General features: G+C 71.9%; 17 protein-coding genes and 1 tRNA gene. 7 read left to right on the top strand and 11 right to left on the bottom strand.

The annotated features are described in order from the left end of the window. Nucleotides 1-23: 23 nt before the first annotated feature. From K415_RS0108005 to K415_RS0107980, 6 genes are all read right to left on the bottom strand, one after another. Nucleotides 24-1,151, bottom strand: a complete 1,128-nt coding sequence (locus K415_RS0108005; RefSeq protein ID WP_024286554.1) for a glycerate kinase — start codon at nt 1,149-1,151, stop codon at nt 24-26. Then, nucleotides 1,141-1,776, bottom strand: coding sequence for a cysteine hydrolase family protein (locus K415_RS0108000; RefSeq protein WP_081784944.1), 636 nt, complete (start codon nt 1,774-1,776; stop codon nt 1,141-1,143). Before K415_RS0108000 ends, K415_RS0108005 begins: the two co-directional genes overlap by 11 nt. A 55-nt stretch (nt 1,777-1,831) precedes the next feature. Continuing rightward, nucleotides 1,832-3,805: a glycoside hydrolase family 127 protein gene (locus tag K415_RS0107995; RefSeq protein ID WP_029663386.1), complete on the bottom strand. Its 1,974-nt coding sequence runs from the start codon at nt 3,803-3,805 to the stop codon at nt 1,832-1,834. Nucleotides 3,806-3,846: 41 nt separating this feature from the next. Then, nucleotides 3,847-4,740, bottom strand: coding sequence for a carbohydrate ABC transporter permease (locus K415_RS0107990; protein ID WP_024286551.1), 894 nt, complete (start codon nt 4,738-4,740; stop codon nt 3,847-3,849). After that, complete coding sequence (locus tag K415_RS0107985) at nt 4,740-5,672, bottom strand: carbohydrate ABC transporter permease (protein WP_024286550.1); 933 nt, start codon at nt 5,670-5,672, stop codon at nt 4,740-4,742. The genes K415_RS0107990 and K415_RS0107985 overlap by 1 nt, the downstream gene beginning before the upstream one ends. A 104-nt stretch (nt 5,673-5,776) precedes the next feature. Next, nucleotides 5,777-7,102 (bottom strand): sugar ABC transporter substrate-binding protein, encoded by a 1,326-nt coding sequence (locus K415_RS0107980; protein ID WP_029663384.1) that lies wholly within the window; start codon nt 7,100-7,102, stop codon nt 5,777-5,779. 365 nt (nt 7,103-7,467) lie between these two features. Between K415_RS0107980 and K415_RS0107975 the strand changes: the two genes are divergently transcribed. The 4 genes from K415_RS0107975 to K415_RS0107960 all read left to right on the top strand — a co-directional run bounded on the left by K415_RS0107975 (nt 7,468) and on the right by K415_RS0107960 (nt 11,000). Next, on the top strand, nt 7,468-8,472 hold the full coding sequence (locus K415_RS0107975) for a LacI family DNA-binding transcriptional regulator (RefSeq protein WP_024286548.1): 1,005 nt from the start codon (nt 7,468-7,470) through the stop codon (nt 8,470-8,472). A gap of 232 nt (nt 8,473-8,704) precedes the next feature. After that, the gene (locus K415_RS0107970; protein ID WP_024286547.1) at nt 8,705-9,346 is read left to right on the top strand and encodes a dihydrofolate reductase family protein; all 642 of its coding nucleotides are present in this window, start codon (nt 8,705-8,707) and stop codon (nt 9,344-9,346) included. A gap of 27 nt (nt 9,347-9,373) precedes the next feature. Further along, the gene (locus K415_RS0107965; RefSeq protein ID WP_024286546.1) at nt 9,374-9,727 is read left to right on the top strand and encodes a YciI family protein; all 354 of its coding nucleotides are present in this window, start codon (nt 9,374-9,376) and stop codon (nt 9,725-9,727) included. Between the two features lie 7 nt (nt 9,728-9,734). Beyond that, nucleotides 9,735-11,000, top strand: coding sequence for an RNA polymerase sigma factor (locus K415_RS0107960; protein ID WP_024286545.1), 1,266 nt, complete (start codon nt 9,735-9,737; stop codon nt 10,998-11,000). Nucleotides 11,001-11,075: 75 nt separating this feature from the next. Here the strand turns inward: K415_RS0107960 and K415_RS0107955 are convergent, their stop codons facing one another. The 4 genes from K415_RS0107955 to K415_RS0107940 form a co-directional block, all read right to left on the bottom strand. Beyond that, nucleotides 11,076-12,140: a hypothetical protein gene (locus K415_RS0107955; RefSeq protein ID WP_024286544.1), complete on the bottom strand. Its 1,065-nt coding sequence runs from the start codon at nt 12,138-12,140 to the stop codon at nt 11,076-11,078. Between the two features lie 128 nt (nt 12,141-12,268). After that, complete coding sequence (locus tag K415_RS0107950) at nt 12,269-13,180, bottom strand: hypothetical protein (RefSeq protein ID WP_024286543.1); 912 nt, start codon at nt 13,178-13,180, stop codon at nt 12,269-12,271. A 102-nt stretch (nt 13,181-13,282) separates the two neighbouring features. After that, nucleotides 13,283-13,522, bottom strand: coding sequence for a hypothetical protein (locus K415_RS0107945; protein ID WP_024286542.1), 240 nt, complete (start codon nt 13,520-13,522; stop codon nt 13,283-13,285). Between the two features lie 203 nt (nt 13,523-13,725). Beyond that, nucleotides 13,726-13,815 (bottom strand) — tRNA-Ser (locus K415_RS0107940). 73 nt (nt 13,816-13,888) lie between these two features. Between K415_RS0107940 and K415_RS0107935 the strand changes: the two genes are divergently transcribed. Beyond that, entirely contained in the window at nt 13,889-14,755 is an 867-nt protein-coding gene (locus tag K415_RS0107935) for an NAD-dependent protein deacetylase (RefSeq protein ID WP_029663383.1), read from the top strand. 62 nt (nt 14,756-14,817) lie between these two features. Here K415_RS0107935 and tadA read toward each other — a convergent pair whose 3' ends face one another. Next, nucleotides 14,818-15,273: a tRNA adenosine(34) deaminase TadA gene (gene tadA / locus K415_RS0107930; protein WP_029663382.1), complete on the bottom strand. Its 456-nt coding sequence runs from the start codon at nt 15,271-15,273 to the stop codon at nt 14,818-14,820. Between the two features lie 108 nt (nt 15,274-15,381). Between tadA and upp the strand changes: the two genes are divergently transcribed. Both upp and K415_RS0107920 read left to right on the top strand, forming a co-directional pair. Continuing rightward, nucleotides 15,382-16,017, top strand: coding sequence for a uracil phosphoribosyltransferase (gene upp, locus K415_RS0107925; RefSeq protein WP_024286539.1), 636 nt, complete (start codon nt 15,382-15,384; stop codon nt 16,015-16,017). Between the two features lie 223 nt (nt 16,018-16,240). Beyond that, entirely contained in the window at nt 16,241-16,909 is a 669-nt protein-coding gene (locus K415_RS0107920; protein ID WP_024286538.1) for a winged helix-turn-helix domain-containing protein, read from the top strand. Nucleotides 16,910-16,995: the final 86 nt, after the last annotated feature.

Raw genomic sequence — 16,995 nt, 5'->3', positions numbered from 1 at the left:
GAACACCGGCGGCGCGGGCGGGATCACCTGTCGCGGAGCAGCAGCTCGCCGACAGCGACCCCGGCCCCGCGGAGCAGCGGCAGCACGTCGACGATCGCACGGTCGACCGAGCCCGCGACCTCCGCCAGGCTCACCCCCATGACGACGCCGGTGCCGTCGAGGGATCCGGCGTCGATCTGGCCCGCGACGACGACAGCCGGCACGCCGGCCTGCCGGGCCCGGCGCACCACCTCGCCGGGCCCCTTGCCCAGGAGGCTCTGGGCGTCCCACGACCCCTCTCCGGTCACCACGAGGTCGGCCGTCGCGAGCGCCTCGTCGAAGCCGGTCGCCGTCAGGACGAACACCGCTCCGTCGACGACCTCGGCCCCGAGGGCGGCGATCGCGGCACCGGCGACCGCCCCCGCCGCGCCCGCGCCGGGCGTCTGCGCCGGATCGGCGCCGCAACGCTCCCGAAGCACCCCGGCGAGCCGCACCAGGGCCGCGTCGAGCGACGCGACCTCGGTGGGCGAGGCGCCCTTCTGGGGCCCGAAGACCGTCGCTGCGCCGGCGGGGCCGTGCATCGGCGAGACGACGTCGCAGGCGAGCCGGATCCGCACCCCGACCGGGAGGTCGATCCCGGACACGTCCAGGTCGGTCAGGCGCAGCAGCCCGGCGCCGTCGGGCGGCACCACCCGGCCACGGACGTCCAGCCCGCGCGCGCCCATGGCCGTGAGCAGCCCCAGCCCGCCGTCCGTCGAGGCGCTGCCCCCCAGCCCCAGGACGACGTCGCGGAAGCCGGCCGCGAGCACCTCCCGGAGCGCGACCCCCAGACCGAGGCTGGTCGCGCGCAGCGGCTCGCGCCGGGAGCCGAGCTGGGCCAGCCCACAGGTGGACGCCAGCTCGATCACGGCCAGACCGCCCCGGGTCGCCACCACCGTCACGCGTGGCCGACCGAGCACGTCAGCGGCCGGCACCCCCATCGGCCGGTAGCCGCCGTGCAGGAGCACGTCGACCGTCCCGTCGCCGCCGTCGGCGATCGGCCGGCCGATGACGACGGACCCGGGTGCGCTGTGCCGCACACCGTCGGCCAGGGCCGCGACCACGGCAGCCGCCGAGGCCGAGGCCTTGAACTTGTCGGGTGCCAGCAGGACGCACGGAGCGCTAGACGACACCGGCGAGGAACTCCGTGGAGGTCATGACCTTGCCGATCCGCGGGAAGATGATCCGCTCGGCGTAGGACTGCTCCTCCTCGGTGTCGGTCGCGGTGCAGTCGGCCAGGACCGTGACCCGGTAACCCTTGTCGTAGGCCGAGCGCGCGGTCGACTCGACGCACCAGTTGGTGTGGAAGCCGGTCATCGCGACGTGCTCGATCTCGTTGGCCCGCAGCAGGTAGTCCAGCGCGGTGGAGTGGAAGGCGTCGAGCGTCTTCTTGCCCTCGATGACGATGTCGCCGGGCTCCGGGGTCAGCTCGGTGATGATCTCCGGACCGGGCGTTCCGCGCAGCCAGGCGCCGGTGCCCCAGTCCGCCACCATGTCCATCTCGACGCCACGCAGCCCCTCGACCGCCGGGCCGCCGGCCTTGAGCTCGGGGAAGCCCTTCTCGTAGGAGTGGAACGGCACGTAGAAGACCTTGATGCCCTTCGCGCGGGCACCGGCGAGCAGCGCCTGCAGGTTGCCGATCACACCGCGCTCGGCGAGCTGGTCGGCGATGTGGGCGTACATGGTGCCGCCGGGCGACAGGAAGTCGTTCTGCGGCTCGATGAGCACGATGGCGGTCTTCTCCGCGGGCATGGACATGGCGTTCCTCTCGGTGGGTGGTGCGGTGAGCTGCAGCGCAGTGCGGTGGGTCCGGTCAGCCGCCGTCGACCGGGATCCAGACCCGCATCGTCGACGGTCCGCGGTTGGACCACGCGTAGTAGGGGACGAGCTCGATCTCGGCCGCAGCGCCCGCAGCGCCCGCAGCTCCGGCACCGACGCCGGCCCCGGGCACCGGCACCGCGCCGGTTCCCGGTTCGGCGTACGGCCACGCACGGGTCGGCTCAGGGTCGGCGAGCACACCGCGGACCCTGACCACCTCGGCGGCGTCGCTCGGCCCCTGGGCCGCGGCCTCCACCAGCGGCGCGGTGGTGTCGAGCCGGAAGGTGTCGAGATCCACGGCCCCGGTGTCGGCCACCACGGACTCGGCGCAGTAGACCAGGGGCCCGCGCTGGACGGCGGCCGTCCCGCGCAGGGCGTCGATGCGGCTGTCGGGGCGCTGCAGCCGCGCCACCACCGGCAGGTTCAGCAGGACGACGTCGCCGTCGGCCCAGGCCCGGGTGAGGCTCACGTAGCCCGGCTCCGCCTGCGTGGTCTGCCCGTCGACCTCGACGGTGGCCCCAGCCGCCCAGGCGGGGATGCGCAGGCGCAGCGTCCAGGTGCCGGGTGAGCCGGCGACCCGCACCGCGACCTGCCCGTCCCACGGATAGTCCGTCGTGACGTCGATGCCGACCTCACGGCCGTCCGCGAGCCGCGTCCTGACCTCGCCGGTGAAGTACTGCTGGACGGTCAGCGCGGCGTCGTCCACGGTGGCGAAGTACCCGGTCAGGGAGGAGAGCAGGCGCACCACGTTGGTCGGGCAGCACGAGACCCAGAACCAGTTGGCCCGCAGGGTGTCCTTGCGGAACGGCGCCTCCCCCTCGGCCACCTCGATGCCGGGCTCGCGGGCCAGCAGCGGGTTGACGTAGAAGAAGCGGTCGCCCTCGGCGTTCGGCGACGTCGCGATCATGTTGTAGAGCAGGCGTTCGATCGCGTCGGCGTAGTGGCTCTGGCCGGTCGCCAGCAGCAGCCGCCAGGCGACCTGGATCGCGGCCACGGCGCCACAGGTCTCGGTGTAGGCGCGGTCCGGCGGCAGCTCGAAGTCACGTCCGAAGGACTCACCCAGGTGCCGCGAGCCCATGCCGCCGGTGATGTACGTCCGACGCGCCCAGGTGTTCTCCCACTGGGTGACCAGGGCGGCCAGCAGCTCGGCGTCACCGGACTCGACGGCGAGGTCGACGGCACCGGCAGTCAGGTACATCGCGCGCACCACGTGCCCGCGCAGCACCGTCGCCTCGCGGACCGGGACGTCGTCGAGGTAGTACTCGTGCCCGATCGCGTGGTGCTCGAACGTCTGGTGGCCGCGCTGGTCGACGAATCGCCGGGCCTGGTCGAGGTAGCGCGTCTGCCCGGTGGCCCGGTACAGCTCCATCAGGCCCACCTCGACCTCCGGGTGGCCGTCCGAGCCGGTCAGGCCGCCCTCGCCGAAGTCCTCGCAGATCCGGTCCGCGAGCCGGATGGCGGCCCGGGTCAGGTCGTCCTCGGTGCCACCGCGCAGTCGCGCGACAGCGGCCTGGAACAGGTGCCCCGCGCAGTAGAGCTCGTGACCGTGGGCGAGGTCGGTGTACCGCGCCTCGCGGCCGCGCGGCCCGAAGAACGTGTTGAGGTACCCGTCGTCCTCCTGGGCTGCGGCGATCAGGCCGGCGATCTCCGCGATCCGGGCCTCGCGAACGCTGTCCGGCCGCTGCGCCACCTCCCAGGCGAACGCCTCGAGCAGCTTGTACACGTCGGCGTCGGTGAAGAGCTTGCCCTGGAGGGGCTTGTCCGGACCGATGCCGGCAGCCGTCTTGAACGTGTCGTACCAGCCCATGCGGTCGATCCAGGTGTCGCAGTGGTCCAGCAGCGCCGTGGTGTTGAGGTCCTGGCGCGTGCGCCAGAAGCCGGCGGTGAGCCGCACGGCGCTCGCCGCGACGGGTGCCACCGCCCCGACGGAGGGAATCACGGGGCTGACGCCCGGTGCAGGGTGTGACATCGGTGCTCCTGGTCGTTTCTGGTACGTCTCGGCGGGGGTGGTCATCCCTTGACCGCGCCATTCGTGAATCCGTTGACGAATGCGCGCTGCAGGAAGAAGAACAATGCGATGCACGGCGCCGCAGAAATGATGATCCCGGCCTGGAGGGCGCCGAAGTCGATCATTCCCCAGTCGCCCTGGACGAGATTCACGAGGGCCAGCGGGAGCGTGTACTTGTTGCCGTCGCTCAGCAGGATCAGCGGTGTGACGAACTCGTTCCACGAGGCGAGGAAGGCGAAGAGGGCGACGGTGATCGTCCCGGGCGCCACCGCCGGTAGCACGACCCGCCGCAGCGCACCGAACGGTGAGCAGCCGTCCATCAGCGCGGCCTCCTCGAGCTCGGGCGGCACCGACTCGAACGCGTTGCGCATCATGAAGACCGAGAAGGGCATCTGATACATGATCATCACGAGGCTCACGCCGACCAGGCTGTTGCCGAGCGACAGCCGGTCCAGCCAGATGTAGAGCGGGATGAGCAGGCTCGTGTGCGGCACCATGAGGATCGCCAGGATGCCGACGAACAGCGCCTTGGACCCGGGGAAGGCCAACCGGGCGAAGGCGTACCCGGCGAGGACCGAGACGACCAGCGAACCGACCACTGTCAGGAGCACCACGACCCCGGTGTTCGCCAGGTACGTCCCGAGGCCTTCGCCATAGGTCACCAGGCGGGCGTAGTTCGCGCCGGACAGCGCGCCGTCGTTGCGGATCGAGCCCCAGACGACCCAGAAGATCGGGCCGACGAAGAAGATCACCAGCACGACGACGAGGACGACGCCGGCGATGCGCAGGGCCCGGCGCCCGGCACCGCTGCGGGCCGCACGAGCGGTCGTGGGTATCGACAGCGGCAGGCGGGCCGGTGTGGTCGAGTCAGGTGTCGGTGTCCAGGTCGCAGTCATCAGGCCACCTCGTCCTTGTCGCGCATCAGGCGCAGCTGCAGCATGTTCAGGAGCACCAGACCGAGCAGGACGACGACGGACATCGCCGCGGCCATGCCGAGGTTGAACTGGCTGAAGGCCTGGCGGAAGATCGTCATCACCATCGTCACGGTGGAGTTGTCCGGCCCGCCGCGGGTCAGCACGTAGAACTGCTCGAAGGCGACCAGCCCACCGGTGACGATCAGGACCGTGCACAGGGCGAGGGTCGAGCGCAGCAGCGGGATCGTCACCGAGCGCAGGGCGCGCCACTTGTTGGCGCCGTCGATCGCTGCCGCCTCGTAGAGCTCGGTCGGGATCGCCTGCAGGCCGGCGAGCAGGATGATCATGTAGAAGCCGGCGAACCGCCACGTCATCATGACGACCGTCGAGATCAGGGCCCACGTCGGGTCACCGAGGAAGTCCACCGAGATCCCGAACCACGCCAGGATGTCGTCGACCGGACCGGCGCTCGGCGAGAGCAGCCCGAGGAACAGCAGCGCGGCCGTCGTCAGCCCGGTCACCACCGGCAGGAAGAACACCGTGCGCAGGACGCCGGTGCCCCGCCGCTTCGACTCCTGGATCAGCAGGGCGAGACCGAGGCTGAGCGTGAGCAGGACGACCGCGATGATCGCCGTGTACTTCACGGTGAAGCCCACGGCGGCGGTGAACAGCCGCTCGTCGGGGATCTCGGCGTAGTTCGCCGGGAAGTTCAGGGTCGGCGCGTCGCCGAGCAGGGGCCAGTCGTGCAGGGACATCCAGACGGCGAGCCCGAGCGGGATCACGAACAGCAGGATCAGGACCGCCGTTGCGGGCGCGGCGTAGAGCCACGCCCGCAACGAGGTGCGCCGACGGCGCTTCCTGGACGCGTCCGAGGACCCGATCGTCGCGCGAGGAGTCGCGACTGCAGTGGTCATCGTTCTGCCCTTCGTGGGAGTCGAGCGTCGGGTCGGGTCAGGGGAGGTCGAGCCGCCCAGAGGGGCCCGGTCGCCGGGGACGACGGCGACCGGGCCGCGCTGGGTCAGGAGTCCTGGAGGGACTCGGTCACCAGGGTGTTGCTCGCCGGCAAGCTGTCCGGGCCGGAGCCGAAGACGGCTTCCCGGACCAGTGCGAGGAACGGTCCCTGCGGGTCGTTGAACGTCTGGAAGAACCGGGCGGAGTACGGCGTCTGACCGTCTTCCACGAGGGTGTTGAAGAGCATGACCCGGGGGTCCTGGGCAGCGAACTCGTTCTCGGCGAGGTCCGTGCGCACCGGCATGAAGCCGGCCGAGGCGTAGATGTCGAGCTGGACCTGCTCGTCGAGCGTCCACTCGAGGAAGGTCCAGGCGGCGTCGGCGTACTCGGACGAGGACGAGATCCCGATGACGTCGCCGCCGACGAAGGTCGACGAGCCGCCGTCGAGGCCGGGGATCGGCGCGACGCCGATCTCGAGCTTGTCGTTCTCGGCGATCGTCCCGAGGGCCTTCGAACCCAGGAGCGCGAAGCCGGCGGTGCCCGCCTCGAACGCGGCGTTCTGCGTCGCACCGTTCTCGTTGCGGGACTCGGGGATCATCGAGCCGTCGTTCCACATCTGGTTGTAGATGCCGAGGACCTCAGCGGCCTCGGGCGAGTCGAGCGTCGCCTCGGTGCCGTCCTCGTTCATCACGGTGCCGCCGGCTGCCCAGATGGACGGGAAGACGGTGAAGGCGAGGCAGCCACCGCAGTCGCCCGGCAGGTACAGGCCGCCGATGCCGTTGCCGAGGGCTGCGATCGCCGCAGCGTCCTCCGCGACCTCGGCGAGCGTGGTCGGCGGGGACTCGGGGTCGAGGCCGGCCTGCTCGAAGAGGACCTTGTTGTAGTAGAGCGCCGAGGCATCCAGGACGTGCGGCACCGCGTAGGTGACGCCGTCGGTCGTCGCGGCGGCGATGTGCGCCGGGGCGAGGGCGTCGGCGTAGTCGAGGCCGGCGATCCGGTCGGTGAGGTCGGTCCACAGGCCCAGCTCGGCGTAGTTCGGGCCGTCGATCACGTTGGCCGCGAGCAGGTCGGGGAGGTTGTCCCCGCTGGCAGCGGCACTGACCTTCTGCAGGTACTCCTGGAACGGCACGACCGTGAGCTCGACAGTGATCTCGCCGTCGTGCTCGTCGTTGAACGCTGCCACCAGCGCCTCGGACTGGGCGGCCGTGACCGACCGGGTCCACATCGTCAGGGTGACGGGCTCGGCGGGCTCGGCCTCGGCGGTGGTCTCCGGGGTGGCGGTGCCGTCGTCCGCGGTGGGCGCGGCGTCGCCGCCGGAGCAACCCGCCAGGGCGAGAGCAAGAATGCCCGCGCCGACGACGCCGGAAAGAAGTCTCCTGTGAACCATTGTCATGCTCCCGTTCGGGTGGGCGATGCGCCGGAATGAGTGCACCGGGCAGGTGGGGGACGATCTTTGCTCGAGCGGCTGTGCACGAAGGACGTCCGCACGCCTCGGCAGTGAGGAGCGCCCGCTTGTCTTAGCCGATGTGTTGTCAGATTGTGACCGGTCACAATCTGACCGTGCCGCCAACGTAGGCGCCTGATCTCGGTGTTGTCAAGGCGTGTTCTGGGTGAGGTCCGGTGGGAACGCGACCACGTCGGCGGGGAGCACGTCGCGACAATCCGCACCGGGCTTAGGATCGTCGCGAGGGTCGTCCGAGAGGGGCGCTTCGCGGCGCAGCCGTGCTGGACGTGATCGTCGACGGGACCGGGTGAGCCATGGGCGGGAAGGCAGCCAACATCCGCGACGTCGCGCGCGCCGCCGGCGTCTCGCACCAGACGGTCTCCCGCGTGATCAACAACCACCCGAACATCAGCGCTGCGACCAGGCTGCGGGTGGAGGCGAGCATGGAGCGCCTCCACTACCGGCCCAGCCGCGTGGCACAGGCGCTCGCGAATGGCCGGTCGGGCACGATCGGCATCGTCTCGACGGACAACGGTCGCTACGGGCCGCCGAAGACCCAGCGTGCCATCGAGACGGCCGCGCGGGACGCCGGCTACTTCGTGAGCACCGTGAACCTCGCCTCGATCGGGCACGAGCCGATGCAGGACGCCCTGGGACACCTCGTCGACCAGGGCATCGACGGCCTCGTGCTGATCGCGCCCCAGGCGGCGATGCTCGACTCGTTCGACGAGTTCTCCCTGAAGCTCCCCTTCGTCACCGTGGACTCCGCCGGTCGCGGCGGCCGACGCACCGTCGCGATCGACCAGGCCGAAGGGGCACGGCTGGCCACCCGGCACCTGGTCGGGCTGGGGCATCGCCGGATCATGCACATCTCCGGCCCGTCCGACTGGCTGGACTCCCAGGCGCGGGTCCAGGGCTGGCGCACCGTGATGGCACAGGCCGGGCTGCCGGCACCCGAGCCCGTCGTGGGTGACTGGTCGCCGCGGTTCGGGCACGACCTTGCCATCGAGCTGGCCCGCCACCTGGACGTCACCGCCGTGTTCGTCTCGAACGACCAGATGGCCCTGGGCCTCCTGCAGGGCCTCCACCGGTCCGGCGTGCGCGTCCCGGCGGACCTCAGCGTGGTCGGCTTCGACGACATCCCCGAGGCCGAGTTCTTCTGGCCGGCCCTGACGACGGTGCGCCCGGACTTCTCCGCGCTCGGGCGTCGATGCGTGTCGTTGCTCCTCGACCAGCTCACCGGCAACGAGCTCCCGCCGGAGCTGCCCATCCCGCCCACCCTGACGGTCCGCGAGTCGACGGCACCGCCGCGAGCCTGACGTGGCGGACCCGACGGCCGCCGGCGACCGCTCCGGCCGGGCAGTACGAGGTCTGGGGCTGGCAGGAGGTCGGGCGCAACGGCGGCGGCGACCTGGCGTGGTCGTCCGGGGCGCTCCCCGGGTGTACGGCGCGTGTTGTCTCCGGCAGGGTGTCCTACGGAGCACGGCCCGTTCGTGGAGTAGGTGAAGGACAGCTCACACGGCTGTCAGGCAGCCTCGACAAGGAGACACGATGAAGCTCACCCTCAACGCGTTCGTCAGCCTCGACGGCGTCATGCAGGGACCCGGCGGACCGGACGAGGACCGATCGGACGGCTTCGACCAGGGCGGGGGGGTCGTCCCCTTCGTGGACGAGGAGTTCGGGGCGATCGTCGGCGACTGGTTCGCGAAGACCGACGAGATCCTGCTCGGCCGGACGACCTACGACATGATGCAGGCCTTCTGGTCCCAGATCACCGACCCGGACGACGTCGTGGCCACGGTGCTCAACACCCGGCCCAAGCACGTCGTCTCGACCACGCTGCGCGAGCCCTCGTGGCGCAACTCGTCCGTCATCGCCGGCGACGTCGTCGCGGCGGTGGAGCTGCTCAAGGCGAAGCCGGGCGGCGAGCTCCAGGTCCACGGCAGCTGCGCGCTGGCCCACACGCTGCACGACGCCGGCCTGATCGACCAGTACCGACTGATCGTCTTCCCCGTGGTCGTCGGCCAGGGGAAGCGGCTCTTCCGCGACGGCAGCGCCCCTGGGTCGTTCACCCTCATCGGCTCGACGACGACGTCCACGGGGGCCGTCGCCCTGACGCTGCAACCGGCCGGGGTGCTCGACCGCGGCGACATCGAGGTCATCGACGGCAAGGAAGTCATCCACCAGGCCTGACCAGGGTCCCGAGAACGAGGAGCACACATGACGCAGTACCTGCTGTCGGTCCACGGCAGCGACGCCGACCCCGTCCCGGACAACGTCGACGACCTCTATGCGGCCGTCGACCGGTTCAACGCCGATCTCCAGCGGTCCGGCTCGTGGGTGTTCGCCGGCGGTCTGCACCCGGCGCACACCGCCACGGTGGTCGATGCGACCCGCACGGGCGACCCGGTCGTCACCGACGGGCCCTACCTCGAGTCCAAGGAGCACCTCGGCGGCTTCTGGATCGTCGACGTCCCCGACCTCGACGCCGCGCTCGAGCTGGCCCGCAGGGGGTCCGCGGCCTGCGCCGGGCCCGTCGAGGTGCGCCCGTTCCAGGACGAGCCGCAAGCCTGACGGCCTCGTGTCGACGCGCGGGACGCCCGATCTCGACCGTGTCTTCCGGGAGGAGCACGGTCGGGTCGTCGCGACCCTGGTCCGCCACTTCGGCGACATCGACGTGGCCGAGGAGGCGGCCCAGGAGGCGTACCTCATCGCCGTGCAGCGCTGGCCCGAGTCCGGCCTGCCTCCGAACCCCGGGGCCTGGCTGACGACGACGGCCCGCAACCGGGCGATCGACCGGATCCGCCGCGAGTCGATCCGCGACGCCAAACATGCGCAGGCCGCCATGATCAGCGACACCAGCGACTGGGCCACCGCACCCGTCTCCTCGGTCGTGGACGACCGGCTCCGGCTGATGTTCACCTGCTGCCACCCGGCGCTGGCGACCGGCGCCCAGGTCGCGCTCACCCTGCGACTCCTCGGCGGCCTGACCGTCGCCGAGATCGCGAGCGCCTTCCTGGTCGACGAGGCGGCGATGGCGAAGCGGCTGACCCGGTCCAAGCAGAAGATCAAGGCGGCACGGATCCCGTACCGGGTGCCGTCGGACGCCGAGCTGCCCGACCGCCTGAGCGCGGTCCTCGCGACGCTCTTCCTCATCTTCAACGAGGGCTACCTACCCTCGACGCCGACCGCCGCACCGGCAGGCGACGGGCGCCCGGTGGTCCGGACCGACCTGTGCGTCGAGGCGGTCCGGCTGACGAGGATCCTCGCGGCCCTCATGCCGGACGACCTCGAGGTGCTCGGACTGCTCGCCCTGATGCTCCTGACCGACGCGCGCCGGCCGAGCCGGGTCGAGGACGGCGTCCTGGTCCTGCTGGCGCACCAGGACCGCTCCCGCTGGGATCGCGCCCTCATCGCCGAGGGCCACGACATCGTCCGCGCCTGCCTGCGCAGGGGACAGCCCGGCCGCTACCAGATCCTCGCCGCCATCAACGCCGTCCACACCGACGCCAGGAGTCTCGAAGACACGGACTGGCGCCAGATCGTCGCCCTCTACGACCAGCTGTACGCCGTGGACCCCACCCCCGTCGTCGCACTCAACCGTGCCGTCGCGGTCGCGGAGACGGACGGGCCAGAGGCGGCCCTCGACATCCTCGACACGCTCGACCTCGCCGGGTACCACGCCTACCAGGTCACCCGCGCGGACCTGCTCCGTCGAGCCGGGAGACGAGACGCGGCGGTGACGGCGTACCGGCGTGCTCTCGAGCTGGCGACCAACCCGGCCGAGCATGCGTTCCTTCGCACCCGACTGAACGAGCTCGGCGCTCGACCTGCCTCTGCTGGATGATCCACCCGCACCGGCCGAGCCGCCGCGAGTGGCGCGATCGGCAGACAGGTTCGGCGGGTGGTTCGCGGGTCGTCCTCAGTCGTCGGTGTCGAGGTCGTCGGGTTCGCCGAGGGCGGCGCCCAGGTCGCGGGCCAGGCGACGCAACCGCGAGACCACACGGTCCCAGTGCTCGGGGGTGGCGACGGTCTGGTTGACGTCGACCAGGCGCAGGCGCCCGTCGTGCGCCGCGACGCACAATTCGCTGACCCACATGTCGTCGGCCCCGGCGGTGAAGGTCGCCTCGTCCAGGGTCAGGTCCGCGGGTGCGGGCCGGCGTCCCTCGATGGTGTACCCGAGGTCGACCAGCGCGGCCGCGACCACTGCCTCGTCCAGGGGCTCCAGCAGGCGCGGGTCCTCCAGGCCCGCGCCCGGCCCGCGCATCACCACCAGCTGCGGCTGCTTGACCATGCCCCGCCCGGCCGGGGCCGGTGGGGCCGGGGCCGGCCGTGCCGGGGGTTCGGGTTCGGCCAGCCAGCGCAGCACCGGGGACACCGCCTGCGGCGGGACCGGACCCAAATCCGCGGTCAGGTACGGCGCCAGCACCGACTCCCCCCGCACCCCGCCAAGCACCACCGCGGGATAACGCGCCTGCACGAGCTGGAGCAACCGGTCCGGCTCACGGGTCCGCGCCCGACCCGTCACGAGCCCTCGACTGATGATCCCGACGAACTCGAAGTCCGGCACCTGCCCGTCCGAACGCTGGATGCCGGTGTGGTTCTGGTAGATGTGCGGTGGCCTGCCCTTCGGCGAGCGGAGCACCGCCCACGGGGCCGGCGGATCGTATCGGGCCACCACCAGCCGCACGTCGTGGTTCACCCGCTCCGCCACCGCGGACAGCCGCGACGTCTCGCACGGCTCGGAGTCGGGTTGGTCGGCCGGCAGCAGGTCGGTCGCCACCCCCGGACACCCTGCATCGACGAAGCCGACGAACCACGCCCACAGCTCCACCAACGACTCCGCGGACGCGTCCATCCCCTCCACCGGGCCACCGGTGGCGTCCATCCACCCCGCCAACTCCTGGAGGAAGAACGGCTCACGCGCCTCCACGTGGTCACGGAACTCCACCGCACGCTCGAACGAGATCTGCGCGAACTGAATCATGGTGTCCTCGGGACGTGGATGAAGATCTCGATGTTGTCAGAAGCCAGGAGCGCGTTCAGCACCGACGGTGACGGGCCGACCCGGCCGCTCCAGCTGCCCGCGAAGGCGTCCGGCGGCAAGGACCAGCCTCAGGTGCGGCGCCGGACGATCGCTCCGACGGCACCCGCACCCGCACCCGCACCGAGCAGGCCCCCTGCCAAGGCGCCGCGCCCGTCCACGGGGCGTCGCCGCACCGTCACGGTGTACGGCGCAATCCCGTCCTCGTCCAGCAAGACCGTCCCCTCGACGTCGCCCCGTGAGACCACCAGCGTCGTCCCCCAAGGTTCACGCTCGACGTCGTCGGTGCGCCACCCCGCGGCAGCGACCGTCGCCTCCACGTCACCGGCGTCGGGCGCCGACGACGGCGGGTGCGCGCTGAGCAGCACCGTCCCGTTGATCGGCACGGGATCCTCCACGGTGTACCCGGGCGGCACGAGCCCGCGAGCGGCGGTCCCGAGCTCGTCCGACGACGGCCCGAGCACGACGACGTCGACGACGACACCCGCCGTCGCTCCTACGAGAGCGCCCGCCAGCGCGACGAGGAGCGCGGCAGGCGCGGCTCGTCGCCGGCCGTCGTGAGGTGGCACCACACGACCCGTGAGCCGACGCTCCGTGACGAGGAAGGCCACCGTGCCGGCGGCGGGCAGGAAGACGGGCACGAGCCCCGCCACCCACGGCGCACCGCCGGAGTCGAGGAGGCCGATGGTGCCGGCAACGGGCACGGCGCACACGACCGCGCCAACCACGGCCCCGCGGACCGCCCCGCGCGCGAGGGGTGCCGCGAAGGTTCGGCGCGCGACCTCGCGCAGGAGCGCGACGGATCCGCCGAGCCACACGACCGCGGCGCCGAGGACGGCGAGGAGCTCGCCCCCGAGGTTCCCGAGCCCCCCACCGTCGGTGGTGAGGAGCTCCCGGAGGATGAGCATCGTCGCCCAGGCGACCCCGCTCACGACCGCGACGACGAGCCACGGGGACAGCACGAGCCAGGCGGTGCGTCGCACGTCGGCCCCCTCCCGTCGGCTTGACGCTAGGGGGTCCGCGTGCGCCAGCGCGCCCGGCGGACGAGTGACTGCGTCCGGTGACACCGGGCGCGCGACGCCCCCTTACACGGCGTTGCGGTGCACGACCAACCGGGACGTCGAGCGCACGGTCACAGCGACGACGTAGCCGACCATGGCTGCCGTCGCAACCCTCTGACCGTCACCGTCGGTGACCCACGCGGCACCGATCACCACAGCGAAGCCGAGCAGCGTCAGGACCGTCGCAGGCGCGCCCCTGAGTCCTGCCAGGAACCAGCCGGCTCCCACGGCAACCGCAGCGGCCACGATCAGCAGCGCAACCATGTTGGACTCCCGTCAGGTGCAGAGCCCGCTGTTGTGGTAGATCGGCAGCGGGACGTGTGGGGCAACCGTCATCGGGATCGTGAGGCCGACGCACGCGTTCGCAAGCCGTGCCCCGAGACGACCGAACCCCCCGCCGAAGGCCCTGTCGGGCCCCTCACGAGGGGTTCTGTCACTGCAAGAGCCTGAGTTCCGTCAGTACCCCATGGCGGTAGCGGTGGGATTTGAACCCACGGAGGACTTTCACCCTCACACGCTTTCGAGGCGTGCTCCTTAGGCCGCTCGGACACGCTACCTCGCGGGTGACGATACCCGGTCGGCGCACCGGACTCCGAATCGTCCGGTCGCCGGACGTACCGTGGAGCGGTGATGTCGACCTCCACCTCCACCGCGGACGCCGCCCGGCCCGAGGCGGTGGACCGAGCCGCGGACGTGCTGTCCGGTCGGCGGGTGGCCGTGCTGACCGGCGCCGGCATCTCGACGGACTCGGGCATCCCCGACTACCGCGGTCCGGACTCTCCTCCCCGGCGGCCGATGACCTACCAGCAGTTCGTCTCCGACCCGGCCTTCCGGCGCACCTACTGGGCCCGCAACCACGTCGGCTGGCAGCACGTCCACCGCACGCTGCCCAACGCCGGCCACAGCGCCCTGGCCGAGCTGGAGGCACGCGGCGTCGTGCTCGGCGTGATCACCCAGAACGTCGACCGGCTGCACCAGCTCGCCGGGAGCCGCCGCGTCATCGACCTGCACGGCAGCTACGTCGACGTCGTGTGCCTCGCCTGCGAGGCCCGCACCGGCCGGGCGGACCTCGCGCGTCGCCTCGAGGCGCTCAACCCGGGCTTCACCAAGACGGTCGCCGCGGTGGCCGACGTGGAGATCGCGCCGGACGCCGACGCCGTGATCGAGTCGACCGCGGGCTTCGTCGTCGCCGACTGCGAGCGCTGCGGCGGGATGCTCAAGCCGGACATCGTCTACTTCGGCGAGAACGTGCCCAGGGCGAGGGTGGCCGACGCCTTCGCCGTCGTGGACGGCGCCGACGCGCTGCTCGTCGCCGGGTCGTCGCTCGCCGTGCTGTCCGGGTTGCGCTTCGTCCGGCACGCCGCCAGGTCGCAGCTGCCCGTCGTCATCGTCAACCGGGGTGCCACCCGCGGCGACGAGCTCGCCACCGTCCGGGTCGAGGCCGGGACGTCGGAGACGCTCGTCCACCTCGCGGAGGTCCTCCCGGCGGTCGGCTGACTGCCGTCCGTGCCGGGACGCCGGTCAGCGCGACGTGGCCCCGCCGCCGCGGCCTGACCCCGTCAGCGCTGCGTCGCGAAGAACTCGCGCAGGAGCGTTCCGCAGTCCTGCTCGAGGACCCCGCCGACCAGCTCGACCCGGTGATTGAGGCGCCGGTCCCGGACCAGGTCGTGCACCGAGCCGGCCGCACCGGCCTTGGGGTCCCAGGCGCCGAGCACCAGGCGCCGGATCCGCGCCAGCACGATCGCCCCGGCGCACATGGCGCACGGCTCGAGCGTCACGACGAGCGTGCACTCGTCCAGCCGCCATCGTCCGACGGCGGCCGCAGCCTCGCGCAGGGCGATGATCTCGGCGTGGGCTGTCGGGTCCCCCGTCGCCTCCCGGGCATTGCGACCGCGGGCCAAGACCGCGCCGTCAGGCCCGACGACCACAGCACCGACCGGCACGTCCCCGGTGGCGGGAGCCAGGCGCGCCTCGGCCAGGGCCAGCTGCATGTGCCGCTCGTCGTCCTCGCGCATCGTGCTCACCGCCCACCTCACCCGACCCGGACGCGCCGCGTGGCCCGGTGGCCACCTCGTCGGACGTTAGCCCACAGAGCAGGGGCTACCAGCCGGTACGGTTCAGTCATGCGCCTGCACGTCGCCGACCACCCTCTCATCGCCCACAAGCTCACCATCCTGCGCGACGAGCGGACGACGTCCCCGACGTTCCGTCTGCTCGTCGACGAGCTCGTCACCCTGCTCGCCTACGAGGCCACCCGCGAGGTGCGCGTCGAGCCGGTCGAGATCACCACCCCGGTGGCCAGCACGATCGGCACCCACCTGGCCGAGCCCCGGCCCCTGGTCGTCCCGATCCTGCGGGCGGGCCTCGGCATGCTCGAGGGCATGACCCGCCTGCTGCCCACCGCAGAGGTCGGGTTCCTCGGGCTGCAGCGCGACGAGAAGACGCTGAAGGCGATCACCTACGCCAACCGGCTGCCCGACGACCTGTCCGGCCGGCAGTGCTTCGTCCTCGACCCGATGCTCGCGACCGGCGGCACGCTCGTGGCCAGCATCGACTACCTCTTCGAGCGGGGCGCGCGCGACGTGACCTGCATCTGCCTGCTCGCCGCGCCCGAGGGGCTCGAGCTCGTCCGTCAGCACGTCGGTGACCGCGCCGACGTCAAGATCGTCGTGGCGGCGGTCGACGAGCGGCTCAACGACAAGGCGTACATCGTGCCCGGTCTCGGCGATGCCGGCGACCGGCTCTACGGCCTGGTCTGACCGAGGTCGCCCCCGGCGCGTGCCCGACGGGCGCCCGCCGATCCTGCCGTCGACCTGCTCTCGACCTGCTGCCGACCCGCCTCGCCCCACCGCGGTCCTCGCGCGCCGTGGCACTGCGTCGACCAGCCGTGGCACTGCCTCGACCGGGTGATCCTTGTCCACGATCTGAGACAGTCGGCTCCGGGGGCTTGGTCGTGGCCGCGGGGGCAGTCACACTGCACCTATGACTGCTGTCGCGTTCCCTGTGACCGCCGCATCCGCGGTGCGTGCTCGGGCACAGTCACGCCCGGTCGAACCGGGCTTCGCCCTGTACGTCGGGATGGGCGAGGCAGGGGTCGCCGGACGGGCGCTCCTCGCCGATCTGGCCCAGGCCATCGTCCGCCTGGTGTCGGACGTCGCGCCCCAGGCAACCACCCGATCGGCCCTCGCTCTCGGCGGGCACGGCTCCCAGGGTGACGTCGTCGCCCGGCTCCGCGAGGCCCTCGAGGAGTCGAGCACGCTGCCCGACGACGCCCCACAGCCCACCGCCGGCACCGCGGCCACGCGGGCCAGGACGGCGTGGCTGACGACCCAGCCGGTGCAGGTCGTCCTCGACACCGACGCGCGCACCCTGGCCATCGACGGGCGCGACGTGACGCTCACCTTCAAGGAGTTCGCGCTGCTCGAGTACCTGCTGCGCTCCGCTCACCGCGCGGTGAGCCGTGAGGAGCTGCTGGAGACCGTGTGGCACAAGGGCGCGTCCGCCGTGGGCACGCGCACCATAGACGTTCATGTGCGGCGACTGCGGGAGAAGCTGGGGGGCTGCCTGCAGATCGCCACCGTCAGGGGTGTGGGGTATCGCTGTGACTCCACACCCGAGAATGTCCTCGTCGGCTCGGGGGATGCTGGCTGAGGACCTCGCGCTGCCGGGTCGGGCCGAACCAGGGGGCTGGTGTCCGACCCGGCAGTGCGTTCTCCCCCTTGCGCGTCCGCGCGACG

The sequence above is a fragment of the Cellulomonas sp. KRMCY2 genome (genome assembly GCF_000526515.1).
Taxonomy (GTDB): Bacteria; Actinomycetota; Actinomycetes; order Actinomycetales; family Cellulomonadaceae; genus Actinotalea.
Note: the sequence above shows the minus strand (reverse complement) of the source record. Positions and strands in the feature narration are given on the sequence as shown.